Origin of the sequence: Streptomyces sp. TRM68367 (assembly GCF_014495685.1) — a bacterium.
In the GTDB taxonomy this organism is placed as follows: domain Bacteria; phylum Actinomycetota; class Actinomycetes; order Streptomycetales; family Streptomycetaceae; genus Streptomyces.
The window spans coordinates 1-13,465 of record NZ_JACTVI010000031.1 but is presented as its reverse complement, the minus strand read 5'-3'; the positions used below and the strand labels follow the sequence as shown (position 1 = coordinate 13,465).

The following is a 13,465-nucleotide window of genomic DNA, read 5'->3' as shown; positions in this document are numbered from 1 at the left end:
GTGAACCGCGAAGTGACTCTGCCTCTGATCGTCGATGACCGCGGGACCTTGCAGGTGGCTGCGGCCGACGTGAGCAAGCTGCTCCGCATGGTGGGCGGGCGGTGGGTGCGGCTGGTGGAAGCGGGTGAGGACGGGCTCGATGAGGACACCGTCGCTGCGTTGACCATTGAGCTGGCGAAGTTGGCTGACCGGATTGATGTGGCGTGCATTGCGCATAGCAGTGGGGCCCGCGACTAACGGTTCGGCGTTTCGCCGTAGGAGTGCGCGTTCGGTGCCGTGTGCGGGTGTTTTGTGCCCCGGCAACAGACAGCCCGCAGTCCGCAACGCACACCCCCTACGGCGCTACCGAATCGGCATCCCCGACAGGGTCCGCGCAATCACCAGCCGCTGAATCTCACTCGTACCCTCGAAGATCGTGTAAATCGCGGCATCCCGATGCATCCGCTCCACCGGATACTCCCGTGTGTACCCGTTGCCCCCCAGGATCTGTATCGCCTGGGCCGTGACCTTCTTCGCCGTCTCACTTGCGAACAGCTTGGACATCGAACCCTCTGCGGCAGTGAACGGCTTGCCGTTGATCGCCATCCACGAGGCACGCCACACAAGCAGCCGGGCGGCGTCGATCTGCGTGCGCATGTCGGCCAGTTGGAAGGCAACACCCTGGTTGTCGATGATCGGCCGCCCGAACTGCTCACGCGTCTTGGCGTAGTCGAGGGCGACCTCGTACGCGGCCCTGGCCGTACCGACGGCCATCGCCCCCACCGCCGGCCGCGAAGCCTCAAACGTGGCCATCGCGGCGTTCTTGACCCGCTCACCCCCGGCCTTCGCCCTCTCGCGCGCCCGCGCAAGCCGCTCGTCCAGCTTCTCCTTGCCGCCCAGCAGACAGGCACCCGGCACGCGAACGTCGTCCAGGACCACCTCGGCGGTGTGCGATGCACGAATGCCGTGCTTCTTGAACTTCTGCCCCTGGGACAGCCCCGGCGTGCCCGGCGGGATGATGAAGGACGCGTGGCCCTTGGAGCCCAGCTCCGGGTCGACGACCGCGACCACGACGTGCACGTTGGCGATGCCGCCGTTCGTCGCCCAGGTCTTGGTGCCGTTGATCACCCACTCGTCCTTGGCCTCGTCGTACACCGCGCGCGTCCGCATGGACGCCACGTCGGAGCCGGCGTCGGGCTCGGACGAGCAGAACGCAGCGACCTTGACGTCGTTGGCGTCGCCGTACATCTGCGGGATCCAGGTGCCGACCTGCTCCTCGGTGCCGTTGGCGAGGACGCCGACGGCGGCCAGGCCGGTGCCGACGATGGACAGGGCGATGCCCGCGTCCCCCCAGAACAGCTCCTCCATGGCCATCGGGATGCCGAGGCCGGTGGGGTCGAAGTACTGCTGGGCGTAGAAGTCGAGGGAGTAGATGCCGACCTTCGCAGCCTCCTGGATGACCGGCCAGGGAGTCTCCTCACGCTCGTCCCATTCGGCGGCCGCGGGGCGGATCACATCCGCGGCGAAGCCATGGAGCCAGTCCCTGACCTCCTTCTGTTCGTCGTTGAGCTCCATGGTGAACTCGGCCATGTCCCCTCCAGCGGCGGAAACTGCATAATGTTACTTGCGGTAACACCAGTCTGTTACTGGCGGGTAGGAAAAGTCAACTCCTACCGACCGGTCGGCAGCCCGTTCGATGCCGTGGGTGTTGGGTGTTACTTTGCGCAGGCATCACCGATTGAGGACGGGTGGGGGAGAGCTCATGGACACCACACAGCGGACCGAACAACAGCGGTCCGCCGACCGCCGACGACGCGAGTTGCTGGAGGCCGCCGACCGGGTGGTGCTGCGCGACGGTCCGCAGGCCTCGATGAACGCGATTGCCGCCGAGGCGGGTATCACCAAGCCGATCCTCTACCGACACTTCGGTGACAAGGGGGGACTGTACGCCGCTTTGGCCAAGCGGCACACCGATGCACTGCTGGACTCGCTGCGGGCGGCGCTGGACGCGCCTGCGGAGCGGCGGGAGCGGGTGGAGGCGACGCTGGACACGTATCTGACCGCGATCGAGGCGCGGCCTCAGGTGTACCGGTTCCTGATGCATCCGGCGGAGGGTGGCCAGGCGGGCGAGCCCGGGTTCGACATCGGCAAGCACTCGGCGCCGTTGCTCCGCAGGATGGGCGAGGAACTGGCGCAGGTGATCGAGGAGCGGCTGGATCTCGGGCCCGAGAGTGAGCGGCTGGCTCGGGTGTGGGGGCATGGGATCGTCGGGATGATGCATGCTGCCGGGGACTGGTGGCTGGGAGAACGGCCCTGTTCGCGGGTCGAGTTGGTGCGGAGTTTGGCTGACCTGTTGTGGGGTCGTCTTGCGGCTGCGGGGGACAGGATGGGAGGTCCGGGGTTCTGACGGCTGTCTGCCGGGTGCGGGTTATCTGTGGCTGGTCGCGCCCACGCGGCGGAGCCGCATATCGATACAGCCCCGCGCCCCTTTCGGGTCGGCACGCTCACCGGTGCCATGAAGCTCGGTTCGCCTGTCTCATGAGTCTTCGGTGGCGCCAGCCCGTGAGGTGGTCGGCGTAGACGCGGCCCTCCACGTGGTCGTACTCGTGCTGGAGGCACCTGGCGAAGAAACCCGTGCCGTGCACGGTGACCGGGGCACCGGTCACCGTGACGCCCTCGACGACGGCGTGGTCGTAGCGTTCCGTTCCGGCCTCCAGGCCCGGCAGGGACAGGCAGCCCTCGGGGCCGCGCATCACCACGCCGTCCGTCTCGATCAACCGCGGGTTCACGACGTGGCCCACATGACGGACCTCCTCGTCGTCGGGGCAGTCGTACACGAACACCCGCAACGGCACGCCGATCTGGTTCGCGGCCAGGCCGACCCCCTGCGCGGTGTACATCGTCGCGAACAAGTCCTCGACGAGACCGGCCAGTTCGGGACCGAAGTCGGTGACCTCGGCGCATGAGCCGTGGAGAATCGGGTCACCGAGCAAAGAAAGGGGCCGCACGCGCCCGCGGGCGCCGGGGATCGAGCCGTGTCGCATGGCGGCAAGAGTATGGTCCTCTCGACCAGCGCCCGCGCCGCGGGCCTCACGGTGGTGCGCGATTCGGGAGTGCGAATGGATCTCGATAGGCTGAGGTCCACACCACGTGGCCGTCAGGCTTCAAGGCGCGGCGCGTACGCAAGGAGGATCGAGAACTGATGGCAGGCAACTCGGACCCGCTCTCGCCGCGGGCCAAGCTGGCCGTGACCGCGGGCAAGGCGGTCGCGGCGGCATCGCGCGCCGCTGGGCGCGGCAGCGGTTCGGTGATCGGTGGCCGGGTGGCCCTCAAACTCGACCCCGACCTCCTACGCCGGCTCGCCCAGAGCCTGGACTGCATCCTGGTCTCGGCGACCAACGGCAAGACCACGACCACCCGGCTCATCGCCGAGGCCCTGCGCGCGGCGGGGCCGGTCGTCTCCAACGCGCTCGGCGCCAACATGCCGGCCGGTATCACCTCGGCACTCGCGGGCGACTCGGAAGCCCGGTACGCCGTCATCGAGGTCGACGAGAAGTACCTCGCCGGCGTCGCCCGGGACACCGAGCCGAAGTGCATCGCCCTGCTCAACCTCTCCCGCGACCAGCTCGACCGCGCCGCCGAGACCCGGATGCTCGCCGAGAACTGGCGTGAGGGTCTCGCCGGGTCGAAGGCAGTGATCGTCGCCAACTGCGACGACCCGCTGGTGGTGTGGGCCGCCTCCTCCTCCCCCAACGTGATCTGGGTCGCCGCCGGCCAGATGTGGAAGGACGACGCCTGGTCCTGCCCGTCCTGCGGCGGTGTGATGCAGCGCCCCGGCGACGACTGGTACTGCGGCGAGTGCGGCTTCCGCCGCCCGACGCCGAGCTGGGCGCTGCGCGGTGACCACGTCATCGACCCGCACGGCTCCGCCTGGCCGATCCACCTCCAGCTGCCGGGCCGCGCCAACAAGGCCAACGCCACCAGCTCCGCGGCCGTCGCCGCCGTCTTCGGAGTGCCGCCGCAGGTCGCCCTGGAACGCATGTACCAGGTGCAGGCCGTCGCCGGGCGCTACGACATCGTCCAGTTCCAGGGCCGGGACCTCAGGCTGCTGCTCGCCAAGAACCCGGCCGGCTGGCTGGAGACGTTCTCGCTGATCGACCCGCCGCCCTCCCCGGTGATCCTGTCGGTGAACGCGCGCTCCGCCGACGGCACCGACACCTCCTGGCTGTGGGACGTCGACTACACGCGTCTGACCGGACACCCGATCTGCGTCATCGGCGACCGGAGGCTGGACCTCGCGGTGCGCCTGGAGGTCGCGGGCCAGCACTTCCAGGTGTACGAGAACCTCGACCAGGCCGTGCAGATGTGCCCGCCCGGCCGGATCGAGGTCATCGCCAACTACACCGCGTTCCAGGACCTGCGCCGCCGCGTCGGCAACTGACACATTCAGGGGAATTTGTGAGCGACAACAGCCTGCGGGTCGTCTGGATCTACCCGGACCTGCTCAGCACGTACGGCGACCAGGGCAACGTCCTCGTCGTGGAGCGCCGGGCCCGGCAGCGTGGCCTGGACGTGGCCCGGCTCGACGTGCGCAGCGACCAGCCGATCCCGACCTCCGGCGACATCTATCTGATCGGCGGCGGCGAGGACCGCCCGCAGCGGCTCGCGGCCGAGCGGCTGCGCCGCGACGGGGGGCTGCACCGGGCCGTGGAGAACGGCGCGATCGTGTTCTCGGTGTGCGCCGGCTACCAGATCCTCGGCCACGAGTTCATCAACGACCTCGGGCAGCGCGAGCCCGGCCTCGGCCTGCTCGACGTGGTCTCGGGGCGCGGCGAGGGCGAGCGGTGCGTCGGTGACGTCCTCGCGGACATCGACCCGCGCCTGGGCCTGCCCCAGCTGACCGGCTTCGAGAACCACCAGGGCGTCACGCACCTCGGTCCCGGCGCCCGCCCCCTGGCCCGGGTCCGCCTGGGCCAGGGCAACGGCACCGGGGACGGTACGGAGGGTGCGTACAACGACACTGTCTTCGGTACGTACATGCACGGGCCGGTACTGGCCCGCAACCCGCAGATCGCCGACCTGCTGCTGAAGCTGGCGCTCGACGTCAACGCGCTGCCGCCGACCGACGACCGCTGGTACGAGGCGCTCCGCAACGAGCGGGTCGCCGCCGCTCAGCAGCCTGCGTAGGCGTCGCGCGGGGTTGCGCGGCGCCGTACGGGGGTGTGCGCGGGGGTCCCTTCAGCCCCGTGTCATGTGCGCTCCAGCTCTGCGCAAGGTGTGCGCAAGACAGTCCGGGCAGGTGATCACAGGCCCGCCTGACGGCCCGTCCGCTCACATGTGCGGGCGCGTCCACCAGGCGGACGCACGGTACGGAGTCACCCCCTCACGCCGGTATGGTGGCCGCGATTCAGCCGGACAACGTGGTCCGGTACCCGGCCCACGTTGAGAAGGTATTTCGGGCTATGCGCATTGGTGTCCTCACGTCCGGCGGTGACTGCCCCGGCCTGAACGCCGTCATCCGGTCCGTCGTGCACCGCGCCGTCGTCGACCACGGCGACGAGGTCATCGGCTTCCGGGACGGCTGGAAGGGCCTCCTGGAGTGCGACTACCTCAAGCTCGACCTCGACGCGGTGAGCGGCATCCTGGCTCGCGGCGGCACCATCCTCGGGTCCTCCCGGGTCCGGCCCGAGCACCTGCGGGACGGCGTGGCGCGGGCCAGGGAGCACGTCGAGGAGCTCGGCCTCGACGCGATCATCCCGATCGGCGGTGAGGGCACGCTGAAGGCGGCCCGGCTGCTCTCCGACGGCGGCCTGCCGATCGTGGGCGTGCCGAAGACCATAGACAACGACATCGCGGTGACCGACGTGACGTTCGGCTTCGACACGGCCGTCGGGGTCGCGACGGAGGCGCTGGACCGGCTGAAGACCACCGCCGAGTCCCATCAGCGGGTGCTGATCGTGGAGGTCATGGGCCGGCACACCGGGTGGATCGCGCTGCACTCCGGCATGGCGGCCGGCGCGCACGCCATCGTCGTACCGGAGCGGCCGTTCTGCATCGAGGAGCTGACCGAGCGGGTCGGTGAGCGGTTCTCGGCGGGGAAGCGGTTCGCGATCGTCGTGGTGGCGGAGGGGGCCAAGCCGCGGCCCGGCTCGATGGAGTTCGACGAGGGCGGCAAGGACGTCTACGGGCACGAGCGGTTCGCCGGGGTCGCGCGGCAGCTGTCGGTCGAGCTGGAGGAGCGGCTGGGCAAGGAGGCGCGGCCGGTGATCCTCGGGCATGTGCAGCGGGGTGGGACGCCGACGGCGTACGACCGGGTGCTCGCTACCCGGTTCGGCTGGCATGCGGTGGAGGCGGTGCATCGGGGGGAGTTCGGGCGGATGACCGCGCTTCGGGGGACCGGCATTGTGATGGTGTCGCTGGCGGAGGCCGTGGAGACGTTGAAGACGGTGCCGGAGGACCGGTACGCCGAGGCGGAGTGCGTTCTGTAGTTGAGCACAGCCCCGCGCCCCTGGGTTGGCTGCACGGACCCCGGTCGCAAGCGCGGCCGGGGCCGACCGTACTCTGAGTGCGGACAGATGGCCCACAACCCCATGAAACAGGAGCCGGCGGATGGATCACAGCGGGCACGGCATGATGATGGATCTGCCGCCGTTCACGCTGGGACGAGGGCTCGCATGGTCCACGGACCCGTTCTTTCTCGTCGGCTGTGTGGTGGGGCTCGCGCTGTACGGGTGGGGGGTCGTCCGGCTGGTCAGGCGGGGTGACAAGTGGCCGGTGGGGCGGATCGTCGCGTACGTGGTCGGTGTGCTCAGTGTCGCGCTGACGATGTGTACGGGGCTGAACGACTACGGCATGGTCATGTTCAGCGTGCACATGGTCCAGCACATGATCATCAGCATGGTGTCGCCGATCTTCATCCTGCTCGGCGCCCCGATCACGCTGGCGCTGCGCGCGCTGCCGCCGGCGGGCCGCGGCCGCACGGGGCCGCGTGAGCTGCTGCTGAAGCTGCTGCACAGCCGCTATCTGCGGATCATCACGCACCCCGCGTTCACCATCCCGCTGTTCATCGCCAGCCTGTACGGGCTGTACTTCACCCCGCTGTTCGACTTCCTGATGAGCTCCAAGGCCGGGCACATCGCGATGATGGTGCACTTCCTCGCCGTCGGCCTGGTCTTCTTCTGGCCGATCATGGGCGTGGACCCGGGACCGCACCGGTCGGGCTATCTGATGCGGATGCTGGAGCTGTTCGCGGGCATGCCGTTCCACGCGTTCTTCGGTATCGCGCTGATGATGGCGTCCGCGCCCATGGTGGAGACGTTCACGCACCCGTCGGCCTCGCTCGGCATCGAGGCGCTCTCCGACCAGAACATGGCCGGCGGCATCGCCTGGGCGTTCAGCGAGGTCCCGTCCGTGCTGGTGCTGCTCGCGCTGCTGTTCCAGTGGTACGGCTCGGAGCAGCGGCAGGCCCGGCGCGAGGACCGGGCCGCCGACCGCGACGGTGACAAGGAACTTGAGGCATACAACGCCTATCTGGCCTCACTGAACGCACGCGGGCAGTGAGGGGCCGCGCCCTTCAGTAGCATGAGGCGCGTCGGGGGGAATCGCCGGGGGGAGCGGTGATGTCACTGCGTGCGTTCGTGCACGGGGCCGGGACAGCGCACTGATGCCTGCGGGATCGTCGGCGTCGGGCGTGGGCCGGGGTCGCCGGCCGTTATCTGCTGCTGCGCCGCCTGGGCGGCGGCGGGATGGGACATGATGGCTGGCGCACGACCAGCACCTCGCCTGTGAGGTGGCGCTCAAGGAGATCGTGTTCCGCGATCCGGACGAGGCCGGTGGCGGGCGGGATGCCCGGGTCGCCCGGGCTCGTGCGGAGGCCCGGCACGCGGCGGGACTGCGCGGTCATCCGCATGTGGTGACCGTGCACGACGTGCTGGAGCACGAGGGCCTGCCGTGGATCGTCATGTACCCGCGGCACCGGACCGATCCCGGGTCCGATCCGCCGTGGGCCGTGTCGTCCGCGGCGGCGCCGGTGGGCTTCGGTCCTCTCGTGGCCGGTGAACATCGTGTCGTCGCCGGGGCCGGTCAGGAGCCCGGCGTGGCGGGGGCCGGTGAGCATCGGCGGCCGCCTTCTCGCGTCCTGCGGGCCGCTCTGGCCTGCGGCCTCGGGCTTGGTCTCGCCCTCGGCGGCGTCTGGTACGCGCTGGCCGACCGGGCGGACGAGGGCACGGCGGCGCCGTACGGCGACGGTGTGGGGCTCGCCGAGCCGCTGGAGGACGGTGACTGCGTGCTCGCCGACTGGCCGGGCGAGCGGTTCACCGGCACGCCCCGGCTGAGCCTGGATCCGACGTGCCGGGACAAGGCGCCGGACGGGCAGGTGCTGGCGTTCGTCGAGGCCGGCTCCGCCGAGGAGGCGCGCGCCTACGGGCCGGTGCGGTGCGAGGAGCGGACGCGGGAGGTGCGCGGGAAGCTCGCCGACGTCCGCTCCTACGCCGTCGTACCGACCGGGGACGGGTTCGCGGCGGCCGGGCGGCGCACCGCCTGCCTGGTGCTGGGCGCGCACGGGCCGGTGTACGGGCCGCTCGCGGGGCACCGCGGGTTCGGGTCGGTGTTCGCGGACACGACGACGATGCAGCGGCGGGACTGTCTGGACGTACGGTCCGGGCGGGAGGTCCGGCTGGTGCCCTGCGGGGGCCGGCACGAGGAGGTGGTGCTCGGATTCACCCGGCTGGGGGCCGGCGTCACGCGGGCCGAGGCGCGTGCCGCGGCGGACCGGGCGTGCGCGCGGGACGTGCCGCCGCGCGACTACGGATTCGACCCCTCCGTCTACAAGAGCGGCGCTCTGACCGGTGAGGGACCGTGGAAATCCGGCACGCATGCCGTCGTATGCACCGTCGGCAGGCAGAACGGGGGCACCATGGAGGGTAACGAACCATGAGGAGGGTGTTGCGATGCCCGGTTCCACGGACGGTTCAACGAAGACGATGGGGGCGCTGACGCTCGGCGGGCTCGTCGTGGTGACGGCCTACACAGTGGCGCTCGGCAGCAACGGCTGGCTGTGGTTCGGCTGGGTCGTGCTGGGCCTGATCACCCTGGGGATGGTGGCCACCCGCAGCACGTGAGGCTCACTCCCGGGTGAGCCGCCCCGCCGAGTGCACGCCCGGCTGATACTTCGGCATCCGGACGGTGATCTTCATGCCCGCTCCCACGGCGGTCTCGATGACGAGCCCGTAGTCGTCGCCGTAGACCTGGCGGAGCCGGTCGTCGACATTGGACAGGCCGATGCCGCCCGAGGGGCTGACCTCGCGGGCGAGGATGCGGCGCAGCAGGACGGGGTCCATGCCGGCGCCGTCGTCCTCGATGACCACGAGGGCCTCGGCGCCGGCGTCCTGTGCGGTGATCTGGATGTGGCACTTGCCCGCGGACACGGCCTTGCCCTCCAGGCCGTGCTTGACGGCGTTCTCGACGAGCGGCTGGAGGCAGAGGAAGGGCAGGGTGACCGGCAGTACCTCCGGGGCGATCTGGAGGGTGACGGCGAGGCGGTCGCCGAAGCGTGCCCGTACGAGCGCCAAGTAGTGGTCGATGGCGTGGAGCTCGTCGGCCAGGGTGGTGAAGTCGCCGTGCCGGCGGAACGAGTAGCGGGTGAAGTCGGCGAATTCCAGGAGGAGTTCGCGGGCGCGTTCGGGGTCGGTGCGCACGAACGAGGCGATGACCGCGAGCGAGTTGAAGATGAAGTGCGGGGAGATCTGGGCGCGCAGGGCCTTGATCTCGGCCTCGATCAGGCGGGTGCGGGACTGGTCGAGGTCGGCCAGCTCGAGTTGTACGGAGACCCAGCGGGCCACCTCTCCCGCCGCCCGGACCAGGACGGCGGACTCGCGGGGCGCGCAGGCGACGAGGGCACCGTGCACCCGGTCGTCGACGGTGAGCGGGGCGACGACCGCCCAGCTCACCGTGCAGTCGAGGGCGTCGCAGGTGAGCCGGAAGGCCTCGCCGCGACCGGTCTCCAGCGGGCCGGCGATGTGTTCCATGATCTCGTCGCGGTGGTGGGCGCCGACGCCGTCCCAGACCAGGACCTCCTTGAGGTCGGTCAGGCACAGGGCGTCGGTGCCGAGCAGGGAGCGCAGTTTGCGGGCCGACTTGCGGGCGGTCTCCTCGGTCAGGCCGGCCCGGAGCGGGGGCGCGGCGAGGGAGGCGGTGTGCAGGGTCTGGAAGGTTGCGTGCTCGACGGGGGTGCCGAGTCCGCCGAGGTTCTGCGGCCGTGTGGTGCGCCGGCCGAGCCAGAATCCGGCGGCCAGCAGCGGGAGCACGGCGACGACCAGGCCCGCCAGGAATCCGCTCATGCCGTCACCTCCGTCCGCAGTTCCTCCGGCAGGTGGAACCGCGCCAGGATCGCCGACGTCCCGGCCGGCACCTTGCCCGGGGTGGCCAGGGACACCAGCACCATGGTGAGGAAGCCGAGCGGAACCGACCACAGTGCGGGCCAGGCGAGCAGGGCGTGCAGCGTCCCTCCGGGGGGATAACCGGCCATGGTCGCGGCGACGGCGAGCAGTGCGGAGCCGCCGCCCACCAGCATGCCTGCGGCCGCACCCGGCGGGGTCAGCCGCCGCCACCAGATGCCGAGCACGAGCAGCGGGCAGAACGACGACGCGGACACGGCGAAGGCGAGCCCGACGGCGTCGGCCACCGGCAGCCCGCCGACCAGCACACTCGCCGCGAGCGGCACGGCCATGGCGAGCAGGGTGCCGAGCCTGAAGTGCCGTACACCGCGCGAGGGCAGGACGTCCTGGGTGAGGACGCCCGCCACGGCCATGGTCAGGCCCGACGCCGTGGACAGGAAGGCGGCGAAGGCGCCGCCCGCTATGAGGGCGCCGAGGAGGTCGCCGCCGATGCCGCCGATCATGCGGCCGGGCAGCAGCAGGACGGCGGCGTCCGCGTCGCCGCTGAGGGTGAGCTCGGGGGCGTACAGGCGGCCCAGCGCGCCGTAGACCGGCGGCAGCAGGTAGAAGGCGCCGATCAGGCCGAGGACCGCGACGGTGGTGCGGCGGGCGGCGGCCCCGTGCGGGCTGGTGTAGAAGCGGACCACGACGTGCGGCAGGCCCATGGTGCCGAGGAAGGTGGCGAGGATCAGCCCGTACGTGGCGTACAGGGGGCGTCTTTCGTGGCTCTCGGCCTGCGAGGGCGACAGGTCGCCGCCGCTGCTGGGCTCGGCCGCGGGGACGTGGGAGCCCGCGGGGAAGGTCAGCCGGGTGCCGGCCTCGACGCGGTGGGTGCCGGCCGGCAGGCGCAGCCGGGAGCCGTCGTGAGCGCTGCCGTCGACGGTGCCGTTCACCGTGACGCTCAGCGGCCGGTCCAGCTTGAGGTCGAGGGTGTCGTCGACGCGGACCGCGCGCTGCTCGCGGAAGGTGGCCGGTTCGTCGAAGGCGCGGTGGGGGGCGCCGTCGCCCTGCCAGGCCAGGATCAGGAACAGGGCGGGGACGAGCAGGGCGGTGAGTTTCAGCCAGTACTGGAAGGCCTGCACGAAGGTGATGCTGCGCATGCCGCCGGCCGCGACGATGGCGGTCACGACGACGGCGACGATCATCCCGCCGAGCCAGTCCGGCGCCCCGGTCAGCACGGTCAGGGTGAGTCCCGCGCCCTGGAGCTGGGGCAGCAGGTACAGCCAGCCGACGCCGACGACGAAGGCGCCCGCGAGCCGCCGCACCGCCTGGGAGGCGAGCCGGGCCTCGGCGAAGTCGGGCAGCGTGTAGGCGCCGGAGCGGCGCAGCGGGGCGGCGACGAACAGCAGCAGGACCAGGTAGCCGGCGGTGTAGCCGACCGGGTACCAGAGCATGTCGGGGCCCTGGACCAGCACCAGTCCCGCGATGCCCAGGAAGGATGCGGCGGAGAGGTACTCGCCGCTGATGGCGGCGGCGTTCAGGCGCGGGCCGACCGTGCGGGAGGCGACGTAGAAGTCGGAGGTGGTGCGGGAGATGCGCAGGCCGAACGCCCCGACGAGCACCGTCGCGACGACCACGAGGGCGACGGCGGGGACGGCGTAGCTGGAGTTCACGGGCGCATCGGTCCTCGGTCTCAGCGGTCCTCGACGAGCCGGACGAAGTCGCGTTCGTTGCGTTCGGCGCGGCGGACGTACCAGCGGGCGAGCAGGACCAGTGGGGCGTAGAGGCAGAAGCCGAGCACGAGCCATTCGAGGCGGGCGGCGCCCGCGATGGAGGCGAACACCAGCGGCAGCGGGCCGACGAGCAGCACCAGGATGGCGAACACGGTGAGCGCGGCGCGCAGCTGGGTGCGCATCAGGGAGCGGACGTAGGTGTGGCCGAGGGTGGTCTGCTCGTCGATCTCGGTGCGGGGACGGTAGTAGCCGGAGGTGGGGCGGGCGCGGCGGGGCGGGCCGATGACGACGGCACGGCGCTCGGTCGGGTCCTGGGGCATGGGTGCTCGCCTCGCTTCCTGGTACGGCTAGCTCGTGGTCCGGCGCATCAGCAGGTCCCGCAGTTCGCGGGCGTGCCGGCGGCTGACCTGGAGTTCCTCGGAGCCGACCAGGACGCTCACGGTGCCCGCGTCGAGGCGGAGTTCGCCGATGTGGCGCAGGGCGACCAGGTGGCGGCGGTGGATGCGGACGAAGCCGCGGGAGCGCCAGCGCTCCTCCAGGGTGGACAGCGGGATGCGGACGAGGTGGCTGCCCTTGTCGGTGTGCAGCCGCGCGTAGTCGCCCTGGGCCTCGACGTGCGTGATGTCGTCGACGGCGACGAAGCGGGTGACGCCGCCGAGCTCGACGGGGATGTGGTCGGGGTCGGGTTCGTGCACGGGGATGCGGGGGGCGGCGCCGCGCAGCTCGACGGCCCGCCGGACGGCCTCGGCGAGGCGTTCCTTGCGGACGGGCTTGAGCACGTAGTCGACGGCCTTGAGGTCGAAGGCCTGCACGGCGAAGTCCTCGTGCGCGGTGACGAACACGACCAGCGGGGGCTGGGCGAACCCGGTGAGCAGCCGGGCGAGGTCGAGGCCGTCGAGGCCGGGCATCTGGATGTCGAGGAAGACGACGTCGATCGCCTCCGGCCCGTCGGGTCCGGACTCCAGCGCGCGGTTGATGCGGCGCAGCGCGTCGGTCGCGTCGCCCGCACCCTCCGCACTGCCGATGCGGGGGTCCGCGTTCAGCAGGTAGAGCAGTTCCTCCAGGGAGGGGCGTTCGTCGTCGACAGCCAGGGCGCGCAGCATGAACGTGGAGTGTAGGTGTAATCCGAACGTCTGGACATGTGGTCGGCGTGGGCGTTCTCGCAGGATACGGTGGCCCGCGCTTTCGGATACGAGGCGGGGTCGGCGCCGGATCGCGGCGCCTGGACCCAGGTGGGCGCGATGCCCCGGACGCGCCGGGCGCGGTGCCCTTCAGCGCCCTGGATACAGTGCCCGCATGAGTTTCCTGAGTCAACCTCTATGCCGCCTGGGGCGTGTCGGCGGGCGCGTTGATCTTGCTGTTGGCCTGGTGGATGGCGGG

13 protein-coding genes and 1 pseudogene are annotated in these 13,465 nt (G+C 71.0%); 8 read left to right on the top strand and 6 right to left on the bottom strand.

What is annotated here, in order from left to right; all coding sequences use genetic code 11:
• Positions 1-237 (top strand): DUF6213 family protein, encoded by a 237-nt coding sequence (locus H8R17_RS20825; RefSeq protein ID WP_187824726.1) that lies wholly within the window; start codon positions 1-3, stop codon positions 235-237.
• A 105-nt stretch (positions 238-342) separates the two neighbouring features.
• Here H8R17_RS20825 and H8R17_RS20820 read toward each other — a convergent pair whose 3' ends face one another.
• A complete protein-coding gene (locus tag H8R17_RS20820; protein WP_187824725.1) occupies positions 343-1,569 on the bottom strand; it encodes an acyl-CoA dehydrogenase family protein in 1,227 nt (408 codons plus the stop codon).
• A 172-nt stretch (positions 1,570-1,741) separates the two neighbouring features.
• On the opposite strand from H8R17_RS20820, the gene H8R17_RS20815 reads away from it, so the two are divergent.
• A complete protein-coding gene (locus H8R17_RS20815; RefSeq protein ID WP_187824724.1) occupies positions 1,742-2,386 on the top strand; it encodes a TetR family transcriptional regulator in 645 nt (214 codons plus the stop codon).
• A 97-nt stretch (positions 2,387-2,483) separates the two neighbouring features.
• Here H8R17_RS20815 and def read toward each other — a convergent pair whose 3' ends face one another.
• Complete coding sequence (def, locus tag H8R17_RS20810) at positions 2,484-3,023, bottom strand: peptide deformylase (RefSeq protein WP_187824723.1); 540 nt, start codon at positions 3,021-3,023, stop codon at positions 2,484-2,486.
• 158 nt (positions 3,024-3,181) lie between these two features.
• Here def and H8R17_RS20805 point away from each other — a divergent pair, with 158 nt between their 5' ends.
• From H8R17_RS20805 to H8R17_RS20780, 6 genes and pseudogenes are all read left to right on the top strand, one after another.
• Complete coding sequence (locus H8R17_RS20805; protein ID WP_187824722.1) at positions 3,182-4,420, top strand: MurT ligase domain-containing protein; 1,239 nt, start codon at positions 3,182-3,184, stop codon at positions 4,418-4,420.
• Between the two features lie 17 nt (positions 4,421-4,437).
• Complete coding sequence (locus H8R17_RS20800; RefSeq protein ID WP_187824721.1) at positions 4,438-5,166, top strand: type 1 glutamine amidotransferase; 729 nt, start codon at positions 4,438-4,440, stop codon at positions 5,164-5,166.
• 275 nt (positions 5,167-5,441) lie between these two features.
• Positions 5,442-6,467, top strand: coding sequence for a 6-phosphofructokinase (locus H8R17_RS20795; RefSeq protein WP_187824720.1), 1,026 nt, complete (start codon positions 5,442-5,444; stop codon positions 6,465-6,467).
• Positions 6,468-6,588: 121 nt separating this feature from the next.
• Entirely contained in the window at positions 6,589-7,539 is a 951-nt protein-coding gene (locus tag H8R17_RS20790; RefSeq protein ID WP_187824719.1) for a cytochrome c oxidase assembly protein, read from the top strand.
• A 103-nt stretch (positions 7,540-7,642) separates the two neighbouring features.
• A pseudogene (locus H8R17_RS20785) lies at positions 7,643-8,914 on the top strand (septum formation family protein).
• Positions 8,915-8,927: 13 nt separating this feature from the next.
• Complete coding sequence (locus tag H8R17_RS20780) at positions 8,928-9,098, top strand: hypothetical protein (protein ID WP_187824718.1); 171 nt, start codon at positions 8,928-8,930, stop codon at positions 9,096-9,098.
• Positions 9,099-9,101: 3 nt separating this feature from the next.
• Here the strand turns inward: H8R17_RS20780 and H8R17_RS20775 are convergent, their stop codons facing one another.
• The 4 genes from H8R17_RS20775 to H8R17_RS20760 are packed head-to-tail and all read right to left on the bottom strand — an operon-like array spanning position 9,102 to position 13,188.
• Positions 9,102-10,316 carry a sensor histidine kinase gene (locus tag H8R17_RS20775; RefSeq protein ID WP_187824717.1) on the bottom strand — a complete coding sequence of 405 codons (1,215 nt, stop codon included), beginning with the start codon at positions 10,314-10,316 and terminating at the stop codon, positions 9,102-9,104.
• Positions 10,313-12,025 carry a cation acetate symporter gene (locus H8R17_RS20770; RefSeq protein ID WP_187824716.1) on the bottom strand — a complete coding sequence of 571 codons (1,713 nt, stop codon included), beginning with the start codon at positions 12,023-12,025 and terminating at the stop codon, positions 10,313-10,315. Before H8R17_RS20770 ends, H8R17_RS20775 begins: the two co-directional genes overlap by 4 nt.
• Positions 12,026-12,045: 20 nt before the next feature.
• Positions 12,046-12,405: a hypothetical protein gene (locus H8R17_RS20765; protein ID WP_187824715.1), complete on the bottom strand. Its 360-nt coding sequence runs from the start codon at positions 12,403-12,405 to the stop codon at positions 12,046-12,048.
• 27 nt (positions 12,406-12,432) lie between these two features.
• Positions 12,433-13,188, bottom strand: a complete 756-nt coding sequence (locus H8R17_RS20760; protein ID WP_187824714.1) for a LytTR family DNA-binding domain-containing protein — start codon at positions 13,186-13,188, stop codon at positions 12,433-12,435.
• Between the last annotated feature and the right edge of the window lie 277 nt (positions 13,189-13,465).

What these genes read in the sequence shown, in the direction of transcription:
- H8R17_RS20805 (WP_187824722.1), top strand. Translation starts at nt 3,182, where the DNA reads ATGGCAGGCAACTCGGACCCGCTCTCGCCGCGGGCCAAGCTGGCCGTG.
- H8R17_RS20790 (WP_187824719.1), top strand. Translation starts at nt 6,589, where the DNA reads ATGGATCACAGCGGGCACGGCATGATGATGGATCTGCCGCCGTTCACG.
- H8R17_RS20780 (WP_187824718.1), top strand. Translation starts at nt 8,928, where the DNA reads ATGCCCGGTTCCACGGACGGTTCAACGAAGACGATGGGGGCGCTGACG.
- H8R17_RS20775 (WP_187824717.1), bottom strand. Translation starts at nt 10,316, where the DNA reads ATGAGCGGATTCCTGGCGGGCCTGGTCGTCGCCGTGCTCCCGCTGCTG.
- H8R17_RS20765 (WP_187824715.1), bottom strand. Translation starts at nt 12,405, where the DNA reads ATGCCCCAGGACCCGACCGAGCGCCGTGCCGTCGTCATCGGCCCGCCC.
- H8R17_RS20820 (WP_187824725.1), bottom strand. Translation starts at nt 1,569, where the DNA reads ATGGCCGAGTTCACCATGGAGCTCAACGACGAACAGAAGGAGGTCAGG.
- H8R17_RS20815 (WP_187824724.1), top strand. Translation starts at nt 1,742, where the DNA reads ATGGACACCACACAGCGGACCGAACAACAGCGGTCCGCCGACCGCCGA.
- H8R17_RS20760 (WP_187824714.1), bottom strand. Translation starts at nt 13,188, where the DNA reads ATGCTGCGCGCCCTGGCTGTCGACGACGAACGCCCCTCCCTGGAGGAA.
- def (WP_187824723.1), bottom strand. Translation starts at nt 3,023, where the DNA reads ATGCGACACGGCTCGATCCCCGGCGCCCGCGGGCGCGTGCGGCCCCTT.
- H8R17_RS20795 (WP_187824720.1), top strand. Translation starts at nt 5,442, where the DNA reads ATGCGCATTGGTGTCCTCACGTCCGGCGGTGACTGCCCCGGCCTGAAC.